Origin of the sequence: Hymenobacter sp. GOD-10R, from assembly GCF_035609205.1 — a bacterium.
Lineage (GTDB): Bacteria > Bacteroidota > Bacteroidia > Cytophagales > Hymenobacteraceae > Hymenobacter.
Genome location: NZ_CP141184.1, coordinates 4,427,504 through 4,452,504, shown reverse-complemented (window position 1 = coordinate 4,452,504; position 25,001 = coordinate 4,427,504). Strand labels below are relative to the sequence as shown.

At 56.4% G+C, this 25,001-nt stretch carries 19 protein-coding genes; 6 read left to right on the top strand and 13 right to left on the bottom strand.

The window, feature by feature from the left end; all coding sequences use genetic code 11:
- Positions 1-41 precede the first annotated feature (41 nt).
- On the bottom strand, positions 42-1,097 hold the full coding sequence (locus tag SD425_RS17690) for a sensor histidine kinase (protein WP_324671275.1): 1,056 nt from the start codon (positions 1,095-1,097) through the stop codon (positions 42-44).
- A gap of 457 nt (positions 1,098-1,554) precedes the next feature.
- Here SD425_RS17690 and SD425_RS17685 point away from each other — a divergent pair, with 457 nt between their 5' ends.
- Positions 1,555-4,203, top strand: a complete 2,649-nt coding sequence (locus tag SD425_RS17685; RefSeq protein ID WP_324671274.1) for a TonB-dependent receptor domain-containing protein — start codon at positions 1,555-1,557, stop codon at positions 4,201-4,203.
- 100 nt (positions 4,204-4,303) lie between these two features.
- Here the strand turns inward: SD425_RS17685 and SD425_RS17680 are convergent, their stop codons facing one another.
- Positions 4,304-5,185 carry a rhamnogalacturonan acetylesterase gene (locus SD425_RS17680; protein ID WP_324671273.1) on the bottom strand — a complete coding sequence of 294 codons (882 nt, stop codon included), beginning with the start codon at positions 5,183-5,185 and terminating at the stop codon, positions 4,304-4,306.
- Positions 5,186-5,239: 54 nt separating this feature from the next.
- Entirely contained in the window at positions 5,240-6,037 is a 798-nt protein-coding gene (locus tag SD425_RS17675; RefSeq protein ID WP_324671272.1) for a rhamnogalacturonan acetylesterase, read from the bottom strand.
- A 344-nt stretch (positions 6,038-6,381) separates the two neighbouring features.
- Here SD425_RS17675 and SD425_RS17670 point away from each other — a divergent pair, with 344 nt between their 5' ends.
- The gene (locus tag SD425_RS17670; RefSeq protein WP_324671271.1) at positions 6,382-6,768 is read left to right on the top strand and encodes an endonuclease domain-containing protein; all 387 of its coding nucleotides are present in this window, start codon (positions 6,382-6,384) and stop codon (positions 6,766-6,768) included.
- 92 nt (positions 6,769-6,860) lie between these two features.
- Here the strand turns inward: SD425_RS17670 and SD425_RS17665 are convergent, their stop codons facing one another.
- The 7 genes from SD425_RS17665 to SD425_RS17635 all read right to left on the bottom strand — a co-directional run bounded on the left by SD425_RS17665 (position 6,861) and on the right by SD425_RS17635 (position 16,514).
- Positions 6,861-9,932 (bottom strand): M4 family metallopeptidase, encoded by a 3,072-nt coding sequence (locus SD425_RS17665; protein ID WP_324671270.1) that lies wholly within the window; start codon positions 9,930-9,932, stop codon positions 6,861-6,863.
- A 578-nt stretch (positions 9,933-10,510) separates the two neighbouring features.
- Positions 10,511-11,719 (bottom strand): hypothetical protein, encoded by a 1,209-nt coding sequence (locus SD425_RS17660; protein ID WP_324671269.1) that lies wholly within the window; start codon positions 11,717-11,719, stop codon positions 10,511-10,513.
- Entirely contained in the window at positions 11,716-12,705 is a 990-nt protein-coding gene (locus SD425_RS17655) for a DUF2157 domain-containing protein (protein WP_324671268.1), read from the bottom strand. The genes SD425_RS17660 and SD425_RS17655 overlap by 4 nt, the downstream gene beginning before the upstream one ends.
- A gap of 182 nt (positions 12,706-12,887) precedes the next feature.
- On the bottom strand, positions 12,888-13,934 hold the full coding sequence (locus SD425_RS17650) for an LLM class flavin-dependent oxidoreductase (protein WP_324671267.1): 1,047 nt from the start codon (positions 13,932-13,934) through the stop codon (positions 12,888-12,890).
- A gap of 309 nt (positions 13,935-14,243) precedes the next feature.
- On the bottom strand, positions 14,244-14,543 hold the full coding sequence (locus SD425_RS17645; RefSeq protein WP_086595800.1) for a hypothetical protein: 300 nt from the start codon (positions 14,541-14,543) through the stop codon (positions 14,244-14,246).
- Between the two features lie 91 nt (positions 14,544-14,634).
- On the bottom strand, positions 14,635-15,543 hold the full coding sequence (locus tag SD425_RS17640; RefSeq protein WP_324671266.1) for a helix-turn-helix transcriptional regulator: 909 nt from the start codon (positions 15,541-15,543) through the stop codon (positions 14,635-14,637).
- Entirely contained in the window at positions 15,540-16,514 is a 975-nt protein-coding gene (locus SD425_RS17635; RefSeq protein ID WP_324671264.1) for an NADP-dependent oxidoreductase, read from the bottom strand. Before SD425_RS17635 ends, SD425_RS17640 begins: the two co-directional genes overlap by 4 nt.
- Before the next feature lie 389 nt (positions 16,515-16,903).
- On the opposite strand from SD425_RS17635, the gene SD425_RS17630 reads away from it, so the two are divergent.
- Positions 16,904-17,788, top strand: coding sequence for a universal stress protein (locus SD425_RS17630; RefSeq protein ID WP_324671263.1), 885 nt, complete (start codon positions 16,904-16,906; stop codon positions 17,786-17,788).
- A 94-nt stretch (positions 17,789-17,882) separates the two neighbouring features.
- Here SD425_RS17630 and SD425_RS17625 read toward each other — a convergent pair whose 3' ends face one another.
- Together SD425_RS17625 and SD425_RS17620 are read right to left on the bottom strand one after the other, a co-directional pair.
- Positions 17,883-18,314, bottom strand: coding sequence for a Fur family transcriptional regulator (locus SD425_RS17625; protein WP_324671262.1), 432 nt, complete (start codon positions 18,312-18,314; stop codon positions 17,883-17,885).
- Positions 18,315-18,833: 519 nt separating this feature from the next.
- Positions 18,834-19,541, bottom strand: a complete 708-nt coding sequence (locus tag SD425_RS17620; RefSeq protein WP_324671261.1) for a MarR family winged helix-turn-helix transcriptional regulator — start codon at positions 19,539-19,541, stop codon at positions 18,834-18,836.
- Positions 19,542-19,647: 106 nt separating this feature from the next.
- Here SD425_RS17620 and SD425_RS17615 point away from each other — a divergent pair, with 106 nt between their 5' ends.
- On the top strand, positions 19,648-22,065 hold the full coding sequence (locus tag SD425_RS17615) for a TonB-dependent receptor (protein ID WP_324671260.1): 2,418 nt from the start codon (positions 19,648-19,650) through the stop codon (positions 22,063-22,065).
- Positions 22,066-22,149: 84 nt separating this feature from the next.
- Here SD425_RS17615 and SD425_RS17610 read toward each other — a convergent pair whose 3' ends face one another.
- The gene (locus tag SD425_RS17610; RefSeq protein ID WP_324671259.1) at positions 22,150-22,980 is read right to left on the bottom strand and encodes an NADPH-dependent F420 reductase; all 831 of its coding nucleotides are present in this window, start codon (positions 22,978-22,980) and stop codon (positions 22,150-22,152) included.
- A gap of 125 nt (positions 22,981-23,105) precedes the next feature.
- On the opposite strand from SD425_RS17610, the gene SD425_RS17605 reads away from it, so the two are divergent.
- Both SD425_RS17605 and SD425_RS17600 read left to right on the top strand, forming a co-directional pair.
- A complete protein-coding gene (locus tag SD425_RS17605; protein ID WP_324671257.1) occupies positions 23,106-24,068 on the top strand; it encodes an NAD(P)H-binding protein in 963 nt (320 codons plus the stop codon).
- Between the two features lie 12 nt (positions 24,069-24,080).
- Positions 24,081-25,001, top strand: coding sequence for a helix-turn-helix transcriptional regulator (locus SD425_RS17600; protein WP_324671256.1), 921 nt, complete (start codon positions 24,081-24,083; stop codon positions 24,999-25,001).

The window sequence follows — 25,001 nt, the reverse complement described above, 5'->3', positions numbered from 1 at the left end:
CCCCTCCTTAAAAAAGGAGGGGAGCTTCTAGCTTTAGCTTTCTACGGTACCTGCAAGGTCAACATCACCTGAAACTCGTTGTCGCTGGTGGCTTCGGTGGTGGTCAGGTGGTAGCGTTCGGGGTAGAGCAGGTCGAGGCGGCGGCGGGTGTTCGTCAGTCCGATGCCACTGCCAGTGTCGAGACTGAGCGCTTTTTTGGGGAAAAGCGTGTTGCGCACTTCCAACGCTAGTTCGGTGCCACACTGCTGCACGCTCACGTGAATCTGGCTAGGCTGCGTGGCGCTTACGCCATGCTTAAAAGCGTTTTCCACGAATGGAAGCAGGAGCATAGGCGCCACGGGCACATCGTGCAGTGGCTCGGGTTTGCTGAACGTGACGGTTACTTTATCCGTCAGGCGCAATTGCATCAGGGCCATGTAATCCTGTAAAAAAGCAATTTCTTGGCTGAGCAGCGTTGTGCTAGCCTGCGTTTCGTAGAGCACGTAGCGCATCATGCGGGAAAGCGTATGTAAGGCCTGACGGGCTAGCTCTACGTTGATGGCCGTGAGAGCATAGATGTTATTAAGCGTGTTGAAGAAGAAGTGCGGGTTGATCTGGGCCTTCAAAAACGACAGCTCGGTTTTGGTGCGTTGCTGCTCCAGCTCCTGCCGCAGCTGGGCATCGTGCTGCCACTTCTGCACCACCGTGGTGCTGGTGCTGATGCCGAGTACCAGCAGCGTGATTAGCAGCGTACCTAGGTCGACAAAGCGCGGCGGGCGCGGTGGGCCGTTCGGGCGCATCAGCTTCTGAAAGAGCTCCGGCAAGTGCAGCAAGTGTTCAAGCTGGTAGCTGAAAAAGCAGATGGCCACGGTAAAGGACAACCCCACCAGAATAAACCACAGGGTACGCTCGCGAAACAACAGCCTAGGTACCCACACCAGCGAGTTCAGGTAAAACAAGCCAATCCAGATAAAAAATAAGCTCGCCTGCTTAATCCAGAATTGTATCGGTAGGGGGTGCCAGCGTGGCTGGAACAGGACGAGCGCTAAGCCAAATACACTCCAGACCAGTGCATGAGTTAAGGGCGATACATAGCGTCGCAACGACGAAGAAGCCATTTTGGGGAAGGAAAGGGATACAGCACGGAGAACCAGTAGACAAACTTACGGTGAGCTTTTCAGAAGCTTCACGCCGACCGGCCACGAGCCCGAATCTACCGACCGGCGGTACTTTTTTGCGGGCAGACGAAGAGCAAGAACGTCACAAAATCAGCAGACTACGTAAGCAAAACGGTAAGACTTGGCTGGGGGCTCCCACCCGCCCGAATCGACAGTAGCTACAACGGTGGAAAAGCGCCTTCCATCGGCATTCCCGACCGCGCGGTCTACTTCGACTTCACGGCCTGCACCCGCCCTGTTGTTTTGTCGTACGCAGCGCAAGAAATAAATACGATTCCACGAGCTGCTCGGCTGCAACGGTTACCTGCCCTATTCCGTCGTATGGCTCGCCACTTCCAGCACTTATTCACCCTTCCCCTTCACGTTAAGCCCACCTTTGTGGCTGGTTAAGCAACCCATGAAAAAGATTTTATCTGTTTTAACATTAGCTAGCTACTCTGCCTTGGCACAAGGGCCGGCGGGCGCGCCCACTGGCACGCCGCCGCAGCCCACGCAAGCGGTACTGTCGGGTGCATCGGCGGCGGCCGGCAGCGGCAGAATCACGGGTACCGTGGTGGACGCTGCGACCAAGAAACCCGTGCCGTTTGCCACCGTAGCTCTAATCAATACGGCCACGGGCAAACCCATCGACGGCGCTTCTTGCGACGACAATGGCAAGTTCAATATCAGCAAGGTAGCGGCCGGCACCTATCAGCTTCAGGTTAGCTTCTTGGGCTACAAAACCGTAGAGCGCGGCTCGGTGGTCGTGACGGAACGGGGTGGCACGCTCAACCAAGGTACCATTGAGCTAGGTGCCACTACGCAGCAGCTTGGCGAAGTAGTGGTGCAGGGCCAGAAGCAGTTGATCGAGGAAAAGGTAGACCGCTTGATCTATAACGCCGACCAAGACGTGACGGCTAAGGGCGGCGACGCCACCGATATCATGCGGAAAGTGCCGCTACTGGCGGTGGACCTCGACGGCAACGTGACGCTGCGCGGCTCCTCCAACGTGACGGTGCTCATCAACAACAAGCCCAGTACCATCGTGGCTAGCTCGGTGGCCGACGCCCTGAAGCAGATTCCGGCCGATCTGATCCAGACGGTGGAGGTGATTACCTCGCCCTCGGCCAAGTACGACGCCGAAGGCTCCGCGGGTATCATCAACATCGTGACCAAGAAGAACACCCTGGCCGGCAAAACCCTGAACGTAGACGTGGGCGCCGGCAACCGGGGTGCTAGCCTAAACCTGAACGGTAACTACCGCAAGGGCAAGATGGGCTTCAACCTAGGGGGCTTCGGCCGGAGTCAGTACAATGTGCGCGGCTCGTTTAATAACAACCAAACCACGGTAGGCACCACCAACAGCCTGAACACGATTCAGACGGCGGACACACGCAACCGGGGCCTGTTTGGCAACTACCAGCTGGGTTGGGATTACGATATCACGGAGAAGTCGTCGTTGACGGCCAACATCCGCTACGGGGTGCGTAACAACACCACGAACCAGGATAACCTGATTACCAAAACGTTCCTGCTGCCTTCGAACACGTACCAGAGCGGGAACATCCGCGACGTGCAAACGAAGGACTTGTCGGGCACCGTCGATGCTAACCTGACCTATACCTACACCTACGCGCCGCAGAAAGAGCTCAGCATCCTCGGTTTGTACAGCCGCAACAACCGTACGAACAACTTCGTGGCCGACCTGCTGACCAACGACATCCTGAGCGGGCAGCGCAACAACAACGAGAGCTACAACCAGGAATCCACGATTCAGGTCGACTATTCGACGCCGTTGCAGAAAAATCAGTTGCTGGAATTCGGTGGCAAGGGCATTTTCCGGCAGGTGAATAGCGACTACAACTACTATCAGACCCAGCGGGCTACGGGTGTGGAGCAAACAGATGCTAGCCGCCTCAGCAACTCCCTGAACTACGACCAAAACATCACGGCTGGTTACCTGACTTACACCTACACCACAAAGACCAAGTACACGCTGAAAGCTGGTGCTCGCTACGAATACACGTTTATCGACGCGCGCTTCAGCAACAACTCAGAGGGCGCGCTCGGCACCATTCCGAACTACGGCAAGCTAATCCCGAGCGTGAACTTGTCGAAGAGCTTCGAGAAGGGCCAGACCATCAAAATCGGCTACAACCGCCGTTTGCAGCGGCCGGGCATTCAGTTCCTCAACCCTAACACCAACTTCGCCAACCCTACCAACATTACCACCGGTAACCCGTACCTAGCCCCCGAACTCACCGACAACGTGGAGATAGGGTTCAGCACCCAGCTGAAGGCGTTCTACATTAATGCTTCGGTGTTTGGACGGCGCACCAACAACTCCATCACCAGCGTGCGCGACACGTTCAGCGTCCGCTCGAACGACCCCGTGAACCCCGTATTGCAGCAAGGCATCCGGACGAGCTACCAGAACATCGGCCGCGAGGACAACTACGGTATTAACCTGTTCACCAACGCGACCTTCTTCTCGAAATGGCAGATTGGGGGCGGCATCGACCTGTACTACGCTGATCTGACCAACAACGTGGCCAACTCCATCTACCGGGCTTCCAACTCGGGCTGGGTAATTTCGGGCCGCTTGAACAGCAGCCTGACGCTCCCGAACGACTGGACTATTCAGGCGTTTGGTGGGGCCCGTGGCCGCCAAGTGCAGCTGCAAGGCTACCAAGGTACGTTTGCATTCTACAACCTAGGTATCCGGAAGCAGTTCAACGAGAAGCGCGGCAGCATTGGCCTCTCGGGTGAGAACTTCGCCAACTTCCCCTTCGTGGTGAACTCTGAGCTCACGTCGCCCATCCTGAGCCAGAAGACCAAGACCAGCTTCTACAATGCGGGCGTGCGCATCAACTTCAGCTACCGCATCGGTAAGATCGGTGTGGATCAGCAGCAACCCCGCCGCCGCCGCCGCTCCATCGAGAACGACGACGTGAAGGGCGACGGTGACAGTGGCGGCAATGAAGGCGGTGGCCAGCAAGCCACGCCAGCGCCTGCCGCACCACAAGGCGGCGCCCGGCCGGGCGGTCGACCAGGCGGCCGACCCTAGCCCTTACCAAGTCTAAAACGAAAGAAGCCACCTAGCTAGGTGGCTTCTTTCGTTTTCTATGTTATCTAACCGCAGCAGCGGTCGGTAAGCTAGGTAGCGGCTATTTCTTCGCTAAGTACTTGGTGAGCGGGCACTTCTTGAGCTCGCGCAAGCCTTCCACCACGGCAGTGGCGTTCATCTTAGCACCGGCTTCGATGGTGTGGGTGTGGTCGGTGGTGTTGAAGTAGGTGGCTTTCACTTTCTCTTCGCCTTCTTGATCGTACTTGTCGGCAATGATTTTGTTGAGGTCGACGAAGAAAGCGCCGCCTTGCTTGGCCGCTTCGCCGGCCCACTGGCCATAGTCGGTGCTGGCGCGGTTCACCTTGCCAGCTGTCCAGCCGTTGCGCGGAATGGGCGAGCAAACCACCGTGGTAGCCCCTTTGCCCTTAGCCTCGCTGATGAATTTGCGCATGTACCAACCGTAGGAGTGCACCACTTCCTGCTTTTTGGTGATGGGGTTGTACACTTCTTGGCTTTCCTCCCCTACACCTTTAATGGTGCCACGCGCCCGCGCCGTATCGGCTAGGGGGCCATTGTCGTTGTGGCCAAACTGCATGATCACGAAGTCGCCAGGTTTGATCTTGGTCAACACTTTCTCCCAATGGCCTTGGGTTTGAAAAGTGCGGCTGCTGGTGCCGCCGAGGGCGTCATTCTCCACGTGAATGCGGGTCGTATCGAAGTAGGCGCCAATGTAGTTGCCCCAGCCCCACAGGCCGCCATCGCCCTTGCCTTTGCCATTCTTCACCGTCGAGTCGCCGATAAGGTAAAGGGTAGGTTTGGGAGAGGCTTTGGGGAGAGTAAAAGAGCAGATCAGCAACGTGAGCAGCAACATGCTCGCGATAGTGCCAAGCAGCCCAACTAGTTTGGTCGTGGTGCTCATGCGTGGCGTCGTGCCGGCTAGCTGTTCGTAAGACGATAGGGGTAAGGTGGATTTTTCGGGCATATGGATCAGCAAAAGCAGTGACTCAATTTGGTGGTAACTGGTAACTGAAAAGGGCTAGCGTTTCGCTAAGTATTTGTTGAGCGCAATCTTCTTATTGGCTTTAATGCCATCCACTACCGATGCGGCATTGACTTGGGCACCAGCTTCGTTGGTGTGGGTGTGGTCGCCGGGGAAGAACTTCTTGACCTCGTCCGGACCTAGCTTATCGTACTTATCGGCCGTGATACCATTGAGGTCGATAAAGGCGACGCCTTCCTGCTGGGCTACTTCTGCGGCCCATTTGCCGTAGTCGTTATTGGCGCGCTGCACCTTACCGTCCTTCCACTCATTGCGCGGAATCATGGACGCAATAATGGGCGTGGCTCCTTTGGCCTTGGTTTCGCGCACAAACTTGCGCAGGTAGTAGCCGTAGGTGTGCACCGTTTCCTGGTGGCCGTCGGGCCAGGTGAGCTGCTTGGTTTCCTCGCCGGTGCCCTTGAGCACGCCGCGCCGGCCAGCTTTCGTGGTATCTGGCGCGCTGCCTTCGTTATGGCCAAATTGCATGATTACGAAGTCGCCGGGCTTGAGCACGGAATCAACCTTCGTCCAGCGCTTCTCCGAAATGAAGGTGCGGGTGCTCCGCCCAGCCATGGCCCGGTTGACGACAGCCAACCGCGTGGTATCGAAGAAGCTAGCTAGTTTGCTGCCCCATCCCATTTGCGGCGCGTTGGTGTTGCGCACCGTCGAGTCGCCGATGAGGTAAAGGGTAGGGCGCTTTGGCTTCTGAAAAGCGGCCAGCAACCCGAACAGTACAAGCAACTTCACCACAGGAAGGGCAGATCCAAGACGACGCTGGAAAGAAGGCTTTTGCATGGGAGGGGAAAGAGCTAGGCACCGTGCTTGCAACGATCTGCAAAATGGGGCCCGTACACGAAGGTGAAAAGAAGGAAGTATTGTAGCGGAAGGTAGCAGCAAGACGAGGGTTGTTGCCTCCTGTAGTCTCCTGCTGAGCAGTTGGTCGCTGGTTACCTAGGTGCTAGAAGCAAAGACTAGGCTAGCTCCCCTCCTTTTTTAAGGAGGGGGTAGGGGGTGGTCCTTCTCGTTGAACGACAGGTTAGGTCTAATTTTCTAGCTAACCACCCCCTACCCCTCCTTAAAAAAGGAGGGGAGCTAGCCTAGTCTTTGCTCTGGGTGCCTGATATTTTAACTTCTATTCTATGGATAATATTTACCACAATCAGGGTGGTTTAAAAAGCACGCGCCAAGCGCTACGAAATAGTCTTACTCCAGCTGAAGCTACTTTATGGAGGGCTTTACAAAGAGGCCAACTGGCTGGCCGCAAGTTTCGACGCCAACATAGCGTAGGGAAGTACGTGTTGGATTTCTATTGCCCCAGTGAACGATTAGCTATTGAATTAGACGGGCAAGGGCATTACACGACCTCTGGTGAGGCCCACGACTTTGAGCGTACTTTGTATTTGCAGAGTCTCCATATTCGCATAGTACGTTTTGAAAATAAGCTGATTTTTGAACAGCTTGACTTTGTGTTAGCCGCTATTCAAGCAGCATTTCAACGTGACCCATTGGAGGGTTTGGAAAAGTAAAACATGCAAGCAAAAGCTAGATAGTACAAACAAACCACCCCGAACCAGCCAGTGCCGATCCGGGGTGTCATGAGGTACCTAGGTTGCGCGCCCTATTCCTTGATAATCTGGCGGGTGGCGGTGCGTTGGCCGTTAGTGGCACGTAGCAAATACGTGCCCGAAGCTAGGTTGCTGATATCAATAGTACTGCGCTGACCGGGCGTGATCTTCAATCCGGTGCGCACGGGGCGGCCCATAAGGTCGTAGAGAGTGGCTTCGGCTGCTAGGTCGGCTTCGAGGTGCAGCTCGTTGCGGGTCGGGTTGGGGTAAGCGGCGAAACCGGCGAGCTCCAGCGTCTTGGGTGCGGTAGCCAGCACGCGCTGCCCTTGGGTAAACCATACGCCCCATTTTGCATCTTTAATAAGTACGGAGGGGTTACCGGCGGGCTCGATCTTGCTGGTTTGCAGGCTTGTTACGGCCACTACCGTGTCGCCATCCATGTTGAGGGCAGTGAAGAGCATTTTGTCGTCGTTTTTGCTGAACGACGGTGTGCCGGCTACTTGACTTTCCTCAAAAATGGGTTTGATGTCGTTGGTTTCTAAGTTGGCAGCCATCACGTAGAAGGGGTAGTCACCGCCATTGTCATCGAGCAGATCGAAGGCCATGATGTTACGGGAGTTCTTGGCTAGCACGGGGTTGCCGATGCTGATGCCATCGGGTAGGTTCTGCACCAACTTCTCGATGCGGCCGTCGCCCCAGGTGTTTTGAGCGTTGTTCCACACCCGCAGGAAACCGATGTCCCAGTAGCTGAGCGCGGTGCCCTGCGCGTTGCGGATGGCGTTGAAGGAGTCGTAGATCAGGTATTCGCCCGAGTAGTCCCATTCCAGTGCGTCGGCATACATCACGCCCGTGGCGCGGCCGCCGGCTGTGGTTGGCAAGTACAGCTTGTAGCGCGCAATCTGGTTGGTTTTCAGATTGAAGACGTAGATCGACGTGTCCTTAGCCATCGTCACGGCAGCTAGCTTCGAACCATCTTTCGAAATCACGGCGTTGCTCCAGATGGGCTGGTTCTGCACGATCGACTCAATGGGTGAGCTACTGAGCTGAAGCGCCCGAATGCGGTGGGTGGCATCGACGAACACAGCGGCGTTGCCTTGGTCGGTGATGCTCGGTTTTGAAATAGCTTCCGTGTTGGAGAGACGGCCAAAATTGGAGGCTTCTGTATTGGAGATGAACCACGTACCCTGGGTGCTGGCGTCGGTGTCGTAGGAGAGGATGTAATCCTGGCCAGGGTTAATGGGCAGGTTGTGGCCGGGTGTCGGTTGCGAAGTACCGTTCAGAATACCAACCGCATCGAAGGCAGCGCGGGCGGCATTTACTTCATTGGAGCTGGCCCCGTAGAGGTCGGTGGCCGCCTGAATGACGCCTAGGCGCAAGTCCAGAAATTGCGAGGAACGCGTGAGGTAGGTGGTCAGGGTGCGGTACCATACTTGCTCGGCATGCTCCTTACCGATGGCGGTGGCAAACTTGTAAAACGCCCAGTTCGGAATGCCGCTGTTGACGTGCACGCCGCCGTTGTCCTGCGAGCCGGTGTACAGCTCGCTCATGGTGCGCGGCTGAAAGCCCCGGTCGTTGAGACTGGCACCGCCGTTGTGCGGGTCGGATAAGTTGCGAAGCGAGCCGCTTGGGAAGGTGCTGCGTTTCACTACGTCTTCGCCAATGGTCCAGTCGTCGCGGTCCATCAGCACGCCAAACACGTCAGCGAAGCTCTCGTTCAGGGCGCCACTTTGGCCTTTGTATTCTAGGTTAGCGGTTTTTTCTACTACACCGTGGGTCATTTCGTGGCCGGCCACATCGAGGCCACCAGCCAGGGGCGAGAAGCCTACGTTGCCTTCGCCGTAGGAAATAAAGCGTCCGTTCCAATAGGCATTGTCGAGGCCGGTGCCATCGTCGTCGGCCACGCGCACCATCGAAATCATGGTGCCGCCTAGGCCATCGAGCGAATTGCGGTTGTGGGTGTTGCGGTAATAGTTGTAAGCAATACCCGCGTTGTAGTGCGCCGAAATAGCCGATTTCTGACCAGCCGTCCAGGTGTTATTAGCACTGTTTACGTGGGTAATGACGGCTTTTTCGCCGTAGGTATTGTTGGCGTCGATGGTGAGCAGGCCGCCCACCGGCTCGTCAGGGAGCTTCGACTGACCTAGGTTGAACATCGACTGCGAGCCATCCAGCATGTAAAATTTGCTGCTGTACTCGTAGGTGCGCAGGCTTTGTGTTTTGCCATTGAGGTCAACGCCCGTAGCCGTGCGAGGCCCGTCGGCTGTGCACGACGACTCATATTGCTGTAGCACGGCGCCGGTGCGCGCATCCACAAACGATTCCCAGCGCTGCACCAACGAGGGCCGCGTAGTGATGTGCCAAGCCAGCACCGGCGCACTACCCGGGGTAGCGTGGAAAATCACCAGCTCCGAGCTAGGTCCCGCGTAGTGCAGCAGGCGCTTGGCGTCGTCCGAAAGCGTCTGCACCTTGGTTTTGGTGCGCAGCTGGGTTTCGGCTTGGGTGGCAGCAGTGGCAGCGGGCAGCGCTGGCGTTACGTTGGTGAGCTGGCCGGGCGAACGGAAATAGCGGCCGCTGAGCAAGCTAGGTTGCCCTTGCGCGTCGAGGTGTACCACGATTTCGGAGCCGTACACAGGCAGGCCTTTCCAGGTTTGGTTTAGGCGTACGTGGGTCTGACCTAGGTTGTCGCGCGTAGCGTCTACCACCCGAAACTCCTGCGCGGGTTGCTCTACCCCTAGCTCCGTGCGTAGTTCCTGCAAGAAAGCGAAACTGGCAGCTTCGGGTGTCATTGGCTTCGCCGCGCGGTTATTGGCTTTGAAGCTTGCTTTCAGCATCACCGGCAGGCCCGAATCTTGGGCGCGAGTGGCCTGCACAATACGCAGCGTGTTGCCGGTGGCTACTGGGCGAACCAGGGTCTGGAGGTGCGAGGTGCTGGGGGTGGTCTGCGGTGCGCGCGCCGCCGCTGCGCTTCCGTCAATCACGACTTGTGCGCGGGGGCGCTCTACCGGCGCCGCGTCGCGCTTGGCCGGTTTGAACGACCTGGTTGGGGTTTGCGCTTGCGCAGCGCCGAGTGTGCACACAGCAGCCACGACAGCCACTAGTTGCCTGGGGCGTAAAGAAGGTTTCACTGGAAAGAAATAGGAAAAAAGCGTGGATAAAGGAGAGCCAGGAGTCGTTTGAAAACGACTCTGAGAAGCAAGGTTCAGAAGGAAGAGGCGGGCAGGCTAGTTAGCCAGAAGGCTGATGCTAGGGCCGGGAAAAGCAGTAAAGGGCAATCATCAGACTAGCCGCGTTGAGCAAATGGCGTCAGCACCTAGCTAGACCTAGGTGCTCCATCTAGGCAAGGGCTATGCGGTAGCTGAATGTGTAATGCTCTGTAGTTGAAGTTTTTCATAGCAGGTAGGAACAGGAACAAGAGCAGTAGTCTGCCCGCTGCATAACGTTGGGCAGGTAGGCTAAGTCCTTAGGCGAACGAGCTTATGGGCTGAGCTACGACACAAAAGTAGCATGTAGCTCTAGCACCTCGCAATCACATAATCGGGTGATTTAGAGCAGGTAGTCGAAAAATAGGTATGATAGGTTAATTGTATTACTGCTAGTTGCTCACGCCGAGCGCGCACAGACGACCGCTGAAAAAATATAGCCCTCCAAAACAGCTGTTCTGGAGGGCTAAGTAGTGGGCTAGTATTTCAGCGGCTGTCCGTTCTTAGAAATTGCCGGTGGCGCCACCACCGCCAGAGGTGCCGCCTCCAAATTGGAAGCCTGGAGCAGGTGGAGCCGTCACGGAAGCCGTTTGGGCAACAATCAATGCTTCCAGGTTCAGCAAGGGCGGGGTTTCTTCGTCGGAAGCGGCGGTGAGGCCGTGGCGTGGGGTGCGTAAATAGCGGATAGCGAACCCCGCTAGCACTACTAGCGCCGTACCGGCTAGGGTAGCTGCTACCTCGGGTGGCAGCAACGACCGGTAGAAGCGCAACGTGTAGAAGGAAAAACCAACGGCAAGCAGCCCAACCCAGAGCCAAATCCGGTTGGGGCGACGCAAGCCTATCACGATATAGGCTAGCGGAATAACAGCCGTGAAAGCGTAAAACAGTGGCGCGAAAGGAATCTGTGGAGAGACGAATAGGTGAGCCAGCTCCGCATTGCCTTCACGCACTACAAGATAGTTGCCACCTAGGTAGAAGGTAATGAGAGTGAGGGCTTTGAGACAGTTGAAACACTGCTTGTAGTACAGGTAATCGGGGCGACGCGCTAGCTTGCGCAAGAGGCCATACGCCACTGCCGACGCCAGCATCACGGCAAACGGCAGCACCAACCGCCCGAGGCTGAATTGCAGCAGAATATTGGCAATCAGCAGTAGATACACGAAGTACGCCACTGTAGCCACGACCCGGTCAGCGTAGCGGATAGTGGCGACTAGTAGCACCGCTAGCATCGGCAGTAGGAGCAGGGATAAAAACGGATTCGTCAGGGAAAAACCGTAGTGGAAAATACTCGGCAAAAGGCTGTCTACTGAGTAGCCTAGTAGCCCCGTTAGCGAACTTAGGCCCATATATAACAGGGCATTATCTGGCCCAGAGTGGTATAGCCGGGAGCTTTTAATACTGCTTTCCAGCGCGAAGAAGCATCCTGCAGCACCCATAAGCATGATGATGGGGATGATGGTTTCTTCGTGCTTTGTTGAGCCAGGAAGTAACAAAAGCACGAAAAAAGTCCCCGCCATCGAGCCGCCGATAAGGGTAAAAATAAAGAGGAGTATGCGCAGGAAAAAATGCGGGCGGTAGTAGTCGAGCGGGTACGCGGCTTCGATAGCATCGTGTTGCGCTGCTGTTAGCAGACCTAGCTTGTTCCAGCGATTGGCAGCGACGCGCACAGCCTGGGCAAACGGCCAGGCCGGATTATAAGCTTTGCCGATCATAAAGGATGTATGATTTTTTTGCTATTGATAATCAAGTAGATGAGGCCAATAGCTGTTAATGGGAAATAAGCTGTTAGCAGAAAAGCCAGACCACCAGAGCTCAAGTCAACCAGGATGAAAAATAGATAGGTGACTACCACATAACCATACAGCACACCTAGCAGCAGAAACACGTAAGACTGCGTGCGACGAGCATACCAAACCAAGAAGGCGCTCAGCACCAGAATAAGAACGACGGCTACCGGATGCGGAAGCCAGGCTGGCGCACTAGAATAGGAAAACAGCGCCGCCAAAGAAGCAATGAGCGCCAGGTTGCTGCCCAGCGATAAGTACGTAAACGCAAAGTGCCGCTTCCAATTCTGAAAATCGGACCAGATGCCGGCCGCCACCAGCAGCAAGCCTAGCTCTACGGCTACCCCGGTAAGGTGCGGGTCGGCGGTGTAGTTCTGGGTGATAGCTGCTACGGGTGCCACCGCCACACCCATCCACGAAGCCAGCGCCGTGATGGCCATCGATAGCACGCCCCGGTGATCGAAGCGGTAGGCTAGCCCGAAGAACAGCACGGCGGGCAACGCCAGCGCCAAGCCGTAGCGAGTGCCAAAGAACTGGTACTGCGCCTGGAGGTAACCTTCCAAGGTCAGGAAAAGCAGGCAGCCCAGCAACAGCGCGTAATCGGGGAGTAGGCCAGCGGGCGGGGGCTGCCCCCAGGTAAAGGGTACCCGCTGCCGCGCCGCATACACGAAACAAGCCGTCATGAGCAGGCTGATGCCAGCCACGATAACGCTGTGGCTAATATCGTCGAGGTGCTGGTAGAGCAATACACCTAAGCCACCACTCAGCAGCACTATACCTAGGTACAGCAGCGTCCGCAACTCGTAGTGTAGTGAGAAGAGGCGCGTGCGCTCGTAGTCGCCGATGGAGGCGGCTTGAGCAGGCGGCAGCAGGCCGCGTGCTTGTAAGTCGGCAAGAAGCTGGTCGGAGAGCATCGGATAGAAAGCTAGGAACGAAGTAGCAAACTTAATAGCAAGGAGCCGGCCACGTATTGTTGTCGCTGGGTGAGGTGCTTAAACAGAACGCTACCCCGTAACCAACAACGCCCCGGCGCATCCCACGAACATCGTTCGTTGGGGCGCCGGGGCGTTGTTGATCGGAACCTAGCTTAGTGCGCTTACCGCAGCTCAGCGGCGTAATCGGAAGCGGGTAGGCTAGCGGTAGGCTTGCCGAGGCTAGCCAGCAGCTCGTACGAGCGGAGCCGAGCAGCGTGGTCGTAGATGTGCGACACGGCTAGTAGCTCATCGACTTGAGTGTCATCCACAAACTTTTGAACCTGCTGCTGCACGCGGGCAGGCCCACCAATAAAGGCGTAGGCCATCATCTGCCCAACGGCGGCCTGCTCCATGTCGCTCCACACCCCGCGCATGCTGTCGATGGGCGGCTGCATGGGCTTGCTGGTACCCCGAATGATGCCGAGGGCCAATTGATAAAATGAGGTAGCCAAGCGGTCGGCTTCCGCGTCGGTGTCGGCTGCAATGACGTTGACGCAGGCGGCAGCGTACGGCGCAGATAGGTACTGGGAAGGCCGGAAATTTTCGCGGTACAGGTTCAGGGCAGCCTGTAGGTGGGTAGGTGCAAAGTGGCTAGCAAAGGCAAAAGGCAAACCTAGGTAGCCAGCCAGTTGAGCGCTATAAGTGCTAGAACCCAGCAGCCACACCGGGATGTCGAGGCCCTCGCCCGGAATGGCCCGCACCCGATTCGTGCTATTCTCGGCTGACAGGTACTGGAGCAGCTCCTGCACGTTCTGGGGGAAGTCGTCAACCGATCCGCGCAAGTCGCGCCGTAGGGCGTGGGCGGTGAGCTGGTCGGTGCCGGGCGCGCGGCCCAAACCTAGGTCGATACGGCCAGGATAGAGCGTAGCTAGGGTGCCGAACTGCTCGGCTATTACCAGCGGCGCGTGGTTGGGCAGCATCACGCCCCCCGAGCCCACACGAATCGTGGAAGTGCCGCCCGCAATGTGGCCGATCAGCACCGAGGTGGCCGAGCTGGCAATGCTGGCCATGTTGTGGTGTTCGGCCAGCCAGTAGCGTGTGTAGCCCCAGCGCTCGGCGTGCTGTGCTAGGTCTAGGCTGTTGTGAAATGTATCGGCGGCCGTATAGCCGCTGCGAATGGCTGCCAGATCCAGAACGGAGATGGGCAGCTCAGTGAGATTTTTAGGCATAACGTACAATCCAATGGTACTAAGCCTGGTAAACAGACAGCCTAACCCGGTTGTTCCGGCCAGGCACCCAGTGCGGGCTTTGTACCTCAGGTTGCCGATTAAAGCTAAAGGCTAGTTCCCCTCCTTTTTTAAGGAGGGGCTAGGGGTGGTTAGCTAGCATTAGAATGTTAAACATAGCTTGTCGTTCAACGATTGGAACCACCCCTAACCCCTCCTTAAAAAAGGAGGGGAGCTAGCCTCTAACACTAAACTGTGCCGATTATCAATCAGCCTTGACCCAGATTCCTCACTGCGTTCGGAATGACAATGCTACGCCGGTACGCTGGTCTCCATTACCTCAGCTAACTCCAGCTCTATTTCCTCCAGTGGGGGTAAGGGGGCAAAGCGGGATTCGTGGAAGTTGGCTTCGGGGAAGCCCGGTGCCACGTGCGAGTTATCGATTTCGGCCAGCGTGATGCCGTAGCCGCGGTGCGTGTCGTAGATGCCGCGTACCGTGTAGATGGGGCCGCGCTTCGGCGTTTGAATATTGGGGTTCTGGACGAGCAGAAGGGTAAAGTCATCGTTGGTGCAGATTACCTGCTGCCCGATGTGAAATAGTGGCGGATTCATTCTGCAAAAATAGCTAGCCGCCTGCTTTTCGGCGCTTGCTGTTCAAATAAGCTGTTCTAGAGCTAGCTTAAGCGGAGCTTTAACCGATAGTTCAGTTGAAAGAAGTCCTAAATTCCAAGGGCGATAAGTTCGTTTTGGTCTTGAACAGCTTGCTGAAGGATTGCAAATGTTCAAAACCTAGCTCGTACGCAATTTCGCTGACGGTCAGGTTCGTGGTCGACAGTTTTTCCTTGGCCTTGGCTATGAGCTTCGCATGAATATGCTGCTGGGTATTTTGCCCGGTTACCACGCGCAGTAGGTTGCTTAAGTACTTCGGCGAAAGATTGAGGGCATCGGCCACGTAGCGGACGGTGGGTAAGCCTCTCTCCGCTAAATCATTGCTATTGAAGTATTCCTGCAACAGAGTTTCCACCCGCTCCAATATCTGGTGGTTGGCTTTCTCTCGGGTAATGAACTGGCGATGATAAAATCGATCCGCGTAGTTCAGCAAACTCTCCACGTGCGAGATGATGATTTGCTTGCTAAACCGGTCGAGGTTAGCAATATATTCCTGCTGAATGGCCAGGATGATATTCGTGATAGTCGCTTCTTCTTTGGCCGAAAGAAACAAGGCTTCGTGTAGCGAATAATCCCAAAAATCGTATTGCTTTATCGTCTTGGCAAGCGGCGTGTTCCAGATGAAATCAGGATGGATGTAAATCACCCATCCTGATTTTTCTACTATTTCGTCTTTGTTCGCAACCGCCATCCCGAACACTTGATTGGGCTCCATAAAAGACAAGATACCTTCATTGAAGTCGAACGGCTGCTGCCCGTAGCTGATGTGGACGTTGCTCATCCTTTTGACAGAAATAGCATAAAAATCGAACAGCAACTTGCTCGGCTCCTCGTCATCTAGGTGCGGAACGGTGCTAACATCGACGACGCTGATAAGCGGATGATGCGGTTTGGGCAACTTCCGAAACTCATGAAATTCGCTTATCGTCTTGAAATGCCTCATACCGGCTCGCTGTCTTTTTTTACTTCCAATATCAGCTTACCCCGCACGTGCCAGGTGGCGCTTTCGCGGTGGGCTTCGGCCACTTGCTCCAACGGAAACACGTTGCTAATAAACACTTTTACCTTGCCTGCATCAATCAATTCAGCCATTTCGGTTAGCCAGTCCTGCCGGGGTTGGTTGGCCGAAAGCGCGCCGGTGGCGTGCTTTTGGGCTAGGGCAGCCAGCATTTCCTCGCTAAACGGATAATCTAGGTTGACGCTTACGAAGATGCCGCCATTCTTCAGCACGGCCACCGCTTTTAGGCGCTCCGCATTGTCGCGCAGGGGCGAGGCTTCTATGACCACATCCACGTCGTGCACCACGTCCGTTAGCTGCTGACTACGGTAATCGACTACTTCATCGGCCCCTAGCTGCTTGAGGTACTCTAGGTTGCCGGCCGAAGCGCTGCCAATCACATAGGCCCCTTTCGCCTTGGCAAACTGCACCGCGAAACTGCCTACCCCGCCCGAAGCGCCCTGAATGAGCACGCGCTGGCCGGGCTGGAGCTTGCCGTGTTCAAAGAGCGCCGTCCAGGCCGTGAGGCCCGCCAGCGGCACTCCTGCTGCCTCCGTAAAGCCAATGCTTGTGGGCTTGCGGGCGAATTGGTTGGCCTTGGCCGCGCAATATTCGGCGTAGCTACCATCGCCTGGAAAATTGGGAATCCCATACACGGCATCGCCTTTTTGGAAAGAGGTTACGTCGCTGCCTACCTCGGCTACGATGCCGGCCGCGTCCCAGCCTATGGTCAGCGGCAAAGTCAGGAAAGACCGTAACGCGTCGTTGCCGCCTTCGCGCACCACCCAGTCTACCGGGTTTACGCCACTGGCATGCACCTGAACCAAAATCTCGTCAGAGGCCGGCACCGGCCGCGCTACGTCTTCTATTTGCAGGACCTCGGGTCCGCCAAAGGTGTGAATTCTTACTGCTTTCATCAGAAGTTGTTTTTCGGTTTGTTGACGATACAAAGGTCGCCGCCGCTTGAAAGGCCGGATTAACCGAAATGCCCTTTGTGTTAGTCAAAACGCCCGCGTGTAGTAGCTTCTGACAAACAGTAGAGCTAGCCACTTCTGCGCCTAGGATGAGGTGTTCTAAACAGGGACCGTGCTGCGCGTTGTAAATAGGTATTGTCGGAGATAAGCTTATACTTGCTGATGCGCTGAGTCGAGGAGTTTCCATACCCTCCGACATACCAAAAGGCCTTCTTCACTCGTATTGTGGAGTAAGAGCTGATATAAATCAGCGGCGAAGATGACCTACGACATGTTGCATTAGGATAGGATCTTCGTATTTCGATCAGTGGTACACCTAGCCTATTTGTCCTATGAAAACTGTCTTTGTAGTACTCATCGACGCGCTGGAAGATGCTTCGCGCATTGCAACTTTTGCCGCCCAACTGGCCATGCCAACTGGCGCCGAACTGGTGCTGCTGCACGTGAATTCGGTGCCGATCATTGAGCCCACGTACGGCATGCTGCTAAGCCCAGCCGAGTATTTGAGCCAGGTGCCCGACCTAAGCGAAACGCTTGCCCAACTCGCCCAGCAACTGCCAGTGCCCGCAACGGTGGAAAGCTGCCAGGGTTCCTTCTCTGAGGTGCTGCACCGAATTCGCTTGCAGTACCAGCCGCAGCTGTTTGTGCTAGGGGTGCGGGAAGAACGCGCTTGGCTGGATCGGCTGATGCACAACCAGACGTTGCCTGTGCTACGTGATACGCGCCTGCCGCTCCTGTTGGTACCCGTGGCCACTAAGCAACTGCCTACCATTCCGTTGAAGGTGCTGCTGGCTGCTGATACAGAGCCTATTCACTTGACCGAAGCTGCCAGAGCCCTGAGGCCGGTGCTAACTAGTTGGAAAGCTACTTTCACCGTGGCACACGTGAGCGAGCCAGAAGCGGCTATTGACTGCGACATGTCGCAGGCGTTGAAAGTAGTGCGTACCAGCGGCTTGCTGCCCATCGAAACCGACCACGGCTACCACATGCAGGATGCTTCTTATGCTGCCGGTATTTTACGAGCCGCCACCGCTACACAGGCCGATCTGATTCTGCTAATTGCCCGGCCGCGCAGCTTCTTGAGCGCTCTTTTTCACCACAGCGTTACGGCGGAGGTCACGCGGCACACGACGATTCCGGTGCTGCTGCTGCCCGTTGAAGAAGAGCACACTCCGCTGCTGAACACCACACTCCGCTTAGAAAACGAATCCCGATAAAAAGACAGTGCCGAGTGCGCGACTAGCACTGGCATGCGCACGATTCGCGAACGTAGGTGGCTGAAAAAGCACGTCCTGCCGCTAGAAAGCTAGGTTAAGCAGGCTGACATTCGCGGCATACACCGGCTAACAGGTAATCGCTGGTTTTAGCCTCAAACTTTGCCGGAAGAGCCACGGCCGGAATCGTAACCTGATTCAAACAGTACACGTGCTGACAATGGTTACACTTAAAATGGACGTGGTTGTCGAAGTGGGCGTGTTGGGAACACTCAATGGAACAGGCGGCATACTTGGAGACATCCGAGTTTTCGGGAACCCGGTGAATTAGCCCTTTCTCCTCGAACGACTTCAGCGTGCGGTACAGCGTAATGCGGTCGACTCCTTCACCAAGCTCCTGTTCGATATCGTGGCTCGATAAAGCATACGGCGTAAGCGAAAGAAGCTCCAACACGGCGCGGCGCATAGCCGTGTTGCGTAAGTTGTGCTGAGCGAGGAGCTGCACGTAACGGTCGGAGGCGGTGGGCATGGAGAATAGAACTGAGAAAAGAGAAGCTCGCTATAAGGTGTAAATATAAGCCGGTAGCAGCGTCTTATCGTGTTGCCTTGATTATGTATATGCAACGTAGTTGTCGCAGTTCCCTGAGGCTGCTCAAGACCTTTGGCTAGGTTGTGTTCCTCAACTCTCGGTACGGCATACTCCCTGTCGTCATTATTACAGTAACGCATTTGCTCCTATCCGGCTATAGCTTGTCGAAAGGCCGTTGGTGCGTCTGCGATGCCGTTAGCCGTGGTTATTGCAACCTCATCAGTGGTGATACGCTGTGAGCAGGAAGACCTAGGTATGCTACTGCACTAAAAGATAAAACCACGTTCCTGAGGCAGAAACGTGGTTTTTGATAAAGACGCGACTTAAATTATCATCGCTCACAAGGGGATAGTGGTCTTCATAGCTGGGAAACGGCAGTAGCAACAATGGCTCAAAGTCGCAGTAGCGCTGAGCAAGGTTGCATTGATGCGGCCATAATGTGCAGGGGAGGTGAGAAAGCTATTCCCCCTCCAGCAGGTGCTGCGTGAGGTCCGAAAACTGCTCGGGGCGAGCACCCTGGAAAATAGGCTGGTGGAAGGCATCTAGCTTTTGCAGCAAGTACAGCAACTGAATCCGCTCGGCGCGCGTGAGGTTGCCGGCAACGAGTTGCGAGACTTGGCCCATGGGCCCAAACACTTGCCCTAGCACAGCCATGCCGGCCGGCGTAAGAGTCAAAAGCTTGCTGCGCCGGTCGGTTGCGTGGCGTTGCTCTGCTACAAAGCCCTTAGCTAAAAGCCGCTTGATTACTTCTGTGCCCGTGGCTTTCTCGTGAATGTTGCGCGTAATCAGGTCCGTTTTCGACAGAGGCTGGTGGCCCATGATGGTGGCCAGATAGGCAAAATCATCGGGGGTGAGGAGCCCCGAGCCGGCGAGGCCCAGCCGCATATAGGAGCGGGCGTAGCGGGTAAGAAAAATCAGGAGCTTGCTGATTTCGGCTTCGGCAGGCATAGAAGCAATTTCCGCCGGCGCGGCCGGACCGCGAGGTTCGGGCGGCGCTGCCGTGCGACCATAGAGCCATGCCGCGAAGTGAGCTAGGTCGTGGACGGCATCAGGGCCAGCTTTTTCGCCGGCCTGCTCAAACGCCTCTAACTGCTCCAGTAGCTGTTTTAATAAGCTATATCCCATGCCCAGCAAAGTAACGACAACATCCGAAAAGAATGAACCCATTCTGTTAATGTTCTAAAACATACTATTAATTGTTTTGTTCGTATGATATCCATCTAAATGCATGCTTATGACGCTTCGCTACTTGCTCGGACTACTTTGTTGGCTTATGCCACTGGCCGCTGTGCACGCGCAGAATACAGGAATACTCAGCGGCACCGTGCGCGACCGGGCTACTCAGCAGCTCTTGCCCGGCGTAACGGTCGCGCTGGAAGGGGGCAGCCTAGGTACTGCGACCGATGAGGAAGGGCGTTTTCGGCTGACCAACATTCCGACGGGGAGCTACAATGTGCGGGTGTCGTTTATTGGCTACGAGCCGCTACTGCGCTCAAACGTGGTTATTACCTCCGGCAACGCCAACATCATCACCTTCGACTTACTGCCCGCGGCGCGCACGCTAGGGGAGGTGCAAGTAACGGCCAACCGAGCCATCAGGGTAGCCACGCCCGAAACGCCCTTAAGCGTGCAGCGCCTGAACGTGGAGGAAATCAAAAGTAACCCAGGCGGCAACTTCGACATCTCGCGGGTTATCCAGGTGCTGCCGGGGGTAGGCGGCGGTGGCACGAGCGGCACCGCTGGCTTCCGCAACGACATTATCATTCGGGGTGGGGCGCCCAACGAGAACGTGTATTACCTCGATGGTATTGAGGTGCCCGTTATCAATCACTTCCAAACGCAAGGCAGTGCTGGCGGCCCCACGGGGATGCTCAACGTAAGCTTTATCGAAGACGCAACGCTCAGCTCCTCCGCGTTCGAGGCTCGCTACGACAACGCCCTGAGCAGCGTGCTCCAGTTCCGGCAGCGCGACGGCAACCCCGACCGGGTGCAGGGCAATGTGCGCCTGAGTGGTACAGAGGTGGCGGGCACGCTGGAAGGGCCGCTGGCCAAGAATACCACGTTTCTGGCCTCCGTTCGGCGCTCTTACTTGCAGGTGTTGTTCAAAGCCATCGACTTGCCCATTCGCCCCGATTACTGGGATGCGCAGTTTAAAATCACCACCAAGCTCTCGTCCAAAACGACCCTGACGGCGCTGGGCCTAGGTGCCATCGACCACTTTGAGGTAGCTGTGCCCCGCAAGACTACCCCCGACAAGGAGTACGTGTTGCTCAACACGCCCGCTATCGACCAATGGAACTACACGGTGGGGGTGTCGCTGCGCCAACTGCTAGAGCGTGGCTACCTGAATGTGGCCCTGAGCCGCACCCAGCTCAATAATCAGATTGACCGCTTTGAAGGCGGCACCGCTTTCGCCGGCGATGAGGGCCGGCGGGTGCTGCTCACCCGCTCCGGCGAAACGGAAAACAAGCTGCGCGTCGACGTCAACCGGAGCATTAGGAAATGGCAGTATGCCTACGGCGGCGTGGGGCAGTGGATCGAATACGACAGTCGCTACTTTCTGCGGCTGCGCCGGGAGGTGCTCAAACCCGATGGCACGGTGCAACAACCCGGCGTCGACGTACGCTTTCAGTCTGCGCTGAGCTTTGCCCGCTTTGGGGCTTTTGCCCAAGTGACGCGCCCCTTTCTCCCCGACGACCGCCTGACCCTTTCCGCCGGAGTTCGGGCCGACGGCAACTCTTTCACCGAGGGTGGGGCCAACCCGCTGCGTACCTTATCGCCGCGACTGTCGGCCTCGTATGCGCTAGCTTCGCGCTGGAACCTGAACGCCTCCATTAGGCGCTACTACAAGATTCCGCCCTCCACCTTGCTAGGTTTCCGCGACGCGACGGGCCAACTCGCGAACCAGCGCAACCGCTACATCGGCAGCACGCATTACGTGACGGGGTTGGAATATTTGCCCACACCCACGACTCGCTTCACCCTGGAGGGCTTCTGGAAGCAGTACGACCACTACCCCGTGAGTGTGCGCGACGGTATTTCGCTGGCTAACCTAGGGGGCGACTTCGCTGCTCTTGGCAACGAGGCCGTAATCAGCACGGGCCGCGGCCGTGCCTTCGGTGGGGATTTCTTTTTCCAGCAAAAGCTCACCAAAAACATCTTCGCGGTAGCTTCCTACACGTGGTTTCGCAGCGAGTTTACGGGTGCCGACGGCGCTTATAAGCCCTCCGCCTGGGATACGCGCCACCTAGCTTCAGCGCTGTTGGGGCGTAAGTTTAAGCGGGGGTGGGAAATGGGCCTGAAGTATCGGTTCGCTGGAGGAGCGCCTTACACCCCGTTCAACGCCGAGCTTTCGCAGCAGAACTACCTCACGCTAGCCCAAGGAGTACTCGATTATAACCAGCTCAATACGCAGCGCCTCAGTAACTTTCAGCAGTTTGACTTTCGCCTTGACAAGAAGTACAACTTGCGGCGCGTGACCATCGACTTGTTCGTTGACATACAAAACGCCTTCCTGCTCCCCACGCCCGGCGTGCCCAACTACACCTTCCAACGCACACCCGACAACACTAGCTTCGTCACGACTGACAGCCAGCCCGTCCGCCCCGACGGCTCCAACGCCATTCCGATTCTACTGACCAACAACGACGCAACGGTACTGCCTACCATCGGGTTTATCGTGGAGTTTTAAGACTCTAGGCCGCGCTTGTCGCTACCCAAAAAAGCCTGACTGTGACTACAGCCAGGCTTTTTTGTAGCTAGAACAGGCAGCGGGCTACGAATGATCCTGCATTATTTTTTTCTCCAGCGCGGCATGGTTGGCTGCAAACTGCTGGTGCTGCTCGGGCGTGCGCTCGGTGCCCATGCTGTCGAGCTGCTTCTGAATTTCTGCCGCCGTTGAATCGGTGCCGTAGATGGGCGTGCCGGGCTGCTGCCGCCACGACTCGTGCAAGCTGCCACCGTCTACGGGGTCAAAGCCTAGCTCATCCACCAGTTGCATCACCTTCTGCTTGTTCGCGGCATCGTCGCCCGACACGGGCAGGCCGATGCGGCCGGGAGTACCAGCGGGCTTGCCAGCGTTGCCGAGGCTCGAGAAAGCGATGTTATTGAACACCTTAATGACGGGCCGACCTAGGTGCTGCTGCACCCACTCGCTTTCGGTCAGGTTGCTCTCGCCGTCGAACTCCGGCATCTGCCCATCGCGCAGCTTGGGGTAGTAGTTGCTCGTGTCAACCACGACTACATCGTCCGAAACACCCTCGAACAAGTCTTGGGGGAGGTCAGGGATGTTCTTCAACGGAATGGTCACGATGACAATTTCACCGCTGCGAGCGGCCTCTTGGGGCGTGACGGCCGTGGCGCCGGTCTTGGCCACCACGTCCTGTAGCGTTTCGGGGCCGCGGGAGTTGGCAATGGATACTTTATGACCTAGGCTGGTCAGCCGGCCGGCGAGGGTGCTGCCGATGTAGCCGGCACCAATGATTCCAATATTCATCTTACGAGAAAATAAGAGACTTCTGCGCAGCTGCTTTGTGTAGCTGCATGTAGTAAGACCCGTCTGCCGGCGAAATTGTTTGTCTTCGGGGATGCTAGCTCGCGTAGCCAACAGGTGGGCTTTAGCAGGTAAGTGCTTGGCCCCAGCGGAGATTCGGTTACAACAACCAGAGATTTAGCTAGCTCGGGGCTTTGGGGTTGACGGAACTTTGCTTCCGCAATCCATTACTCAAGCTCATGAAACTCGTCGTAACTGGCTCGCTGGGCAACATCAGCGCGCCCCTCACCCAAGAACTCCTGCAACAAGGCCATACCGTCACGGTCATCAGCAGCAAGCCGGATAAGCGCCGGGCTATTGAAGCCCTGGGTGCTGCGGCTGCCATCGGCACGATAGAAGACGTTCGGTTTCTGACCGCCACCTTCAACGGGGCCGATGCCGTGTACTGTATGCTGCCGCCCTTCAACTACTTCGACCCGGCCATCGACGTGATGGTCGAGGCCCGCAAGCTGACCACGGCGTATGCCGAGGCCATCCGGCAATCGGGTGTAAAACGGGTCATTCACCTGAGCAGCGTGGGTGCGCACCTCGCCGAAGGTAATGGCGTGCTAGCTTTTCATCACCTTGCCGAGCGTATCCTCCGGGAGCTGCCAGCCGACGTGTCCATCACCCACATGCGCCCCGTTGGGTTCTACACTAATCTGTTCAGCTACATGGATATGATACGAGGGGAAGGGCTGCTGGGCCGGTTCTTAACCCTGCGCTATTCGGGCTTGCTGGCCGCGATAACCGGCAAAACGGGCGTCATTGCTGCCAACTTCGGAGCCGAGGACAAGACGCCCTGGGTTTCGCCGCGCGATATTGCCGCCGCCGTGGCCGAAGAGCTGACCACGCCTTTTGCGGGCCGCAACGTGCGCTACGTGGCCAGCGACGAGCTAACTTGTAACCAAGTTGCTAGCATCCTAGGTCAGGCCATTGGCAAGCCGTACTTACAATGGGCGCTCATGAGCGACAAACAGATGCAAAGCGGTTTAGAAATGTTTAAAGTGCCGAAAGCACGGGCCGTAGGTATCGTGGAAATGAATGCGGCCATTCACAGCGGGCTGATCGACGAGGATTACTACCGCCACCGGCCCGTGTTGGGTAAGGTCAAGCTGGCCGATTTCGCCCCCGAATTCGCGGCAGTTTATCACAAAAGGTAATGCGCAAAGACCATGGCAACCAAGCAGCCGTACCGATTCAAGACCATCACGGAGTATTGCCGGTTGGCTAACTTTCCCAAGCCGGCGCATCCCTTAATCAGCATCATCGATATGTCGGCGGTGGAGCCGCTGGCCGATTATGAACCGATAAGCCTAGTCGCGGACTTTTATATCATCTCGCTGAAAAGAGATTTCAAAACCAAGGTGCATTATGGGCAGCAGTTGTATGATTTCGACGAGGGTGTGCTGTCTTTTATGGCGCCTAACCAAGTTTTTAGCGTTGAGGTGACAGCGGGTGCCGAGCGAAAACAAGCGGGTTGGATGCTGCTGCTGCACCCTGATTTTCTGTGGAATACGCCGCTGGCAACTAAAATCAAGCAATACGAATACTTCAGCTACGCCGTCCACGAAGCTCTGCACCTCTCCGACCAAGAAGAGCAGAAGGTCACCATGGTTGTCCAGCACATCGAGCAGGAGTACCGCGGCAACATGGACCGGTTTAGCCAGGACGTAATTATTGCGCAACTCGACGTCTTGCTCACCTACTCGGAGCGGTTTTACCACCGGCAGTTCTTAACCCGCAGAGTAGCAAATCATCAACTTTTACAGCGGCTGGAAACGGTCCTGGCGGCCTACTTTACGAGCGAGGCCCTGCCGACAATCGGCTTACCGACTGTGCAGTACGTGGCCGACCAGCTGAACGTATCACCCAATTATTTGAGCGGCTTGCTTCAGGTGCTCACTGGCCAAAGCACCCAGCAGCACATCCACGACAAGCTGATTGAAAAAGCCAAAGCCCAGCTCTCCACCACCAACTTATCGGTCAGTGAAATTGCCTACGCGCTAGGGTTCGAGCATGCGCAGTCGTTCAGCCGCTTGTTTAAGACCAAGACGAGCCTCTCACCGCTGGAATTCCGGCAGTCGTTCAACTAA

Coding starts and splice junctions, on each gene's coding strand:
- SD425_RS17690 (WP_324671275.1), bottom strand. CDS start 1,097: ATGGCTTCTTCGTCGTTGCGACGCTATGTATCGCCCTTAACTCATGCA.
- SD425_RS17685 (WP_324671274.1), top strand. CDS start 1,555: ATGAAAAAGATTTTATCTGTTTTAACATTAGCTAGCTACTCTGCCTTG.
- SD425_RS17680 (WP_324671273.1), bottom strand. CDS start 5,185: ATGCCCGAAAAATCCACCTTACCCCTATCGTCTTACGAACAGCTAGCC.
- SD425_RS17675 (WP_324671272.1), bottom strand. CDS start 6,037: ATGCAAAAGCCTTCTTTCCAGCGTCGTCTTGGATCTGCCCTTCCTGTG.
- SD425_RS17670 (WP_324671271.1), top strand. CDS start 6,382: ATGGATAATATTTACCACAATCAGGGTGGTTTAAAAAGCACGCGCCAA.
- SD425_RS17660 (WP_324671269.1), bottom strand. CDS start 11,719: ATGATCGGCAAAGCTTATAATCCGGCCTGGCCGTTTGCCCAGGCTGTG.
- SD425_RS17655 (WP_324671268.1), bottom strand. CDS start 12,705: ATGCTCTCCGACCAGCTTCTTGCCGACTTACAAGCACGCGGCCTGCTG.
- SD425_RS17650 (WP_324671267.1), bottom strand. CDS start 13,934: ATGCCTAAAAATCTCACTGAGCTGCCCATCTCCGTTCTGGATCTGGCA.
- SD425_RS17645 (WP_086595800.1), bottom strand. CDS start 14,543: ATGAATCCGCCACTATTTCACATCGGGCAGCAGGTAATCTGCACCAAC.
- SD425_RS17640 (WP_324671266.1), bottom strand. CDS start 15,543: ATGAGGCATTTCAAGACGATAAGCGAATTTCATGAGTTTCGGAAGTTG.
- SD425_RS17635 (WP_324671264.1), bottom strand. CDS start 16,514: ATGAAAGCAGTAAGAATTCACACCTTTGGCGGACCCGAGGTCCTGCAA.
- SD425_RS17630 (WP_324671263.1), top strand. CDS start 16,904: ATGAAAACTGTCTTTGTAGTACTCATCGACGCGCTGGAAGATGCTTCG.
- SD425_RS17625 (WP_324671262.1), bottom strand. CDS start 18,314: ATGCCCACCGCCTCCGACCGTTACGTGCAGCTCCTCGCTCAGCACAAC.
- SD425_RS17620 (WP_324671261.1), bottom strand. CDS start 19,541: ATGGGTTCATTCTTTTCGGATGTTGTCGTTACTTTGCTGGGCATGGGA.
- SD425_RS17615 (WP_324671260.1), top strand. CDS start 19,648: ATGCCACTGGCCGCTGTGCACGCGCAGAATACAGGAATACTCAGCGGC.
- SD425_RS17605 (WP_324671257.1), top strand. CDS start 23,106: ATGAAACTCGTCGTAACTGGCTCGCTGGGCAACATCAGCGCGCCCCTC.
- SD425_RS17600 (WP_324671256.1), top strand. CDS start 24,081: ATGGCAACCAAGCAGCCGTACCGATTCAAGACCATCACGGAGTATTGC.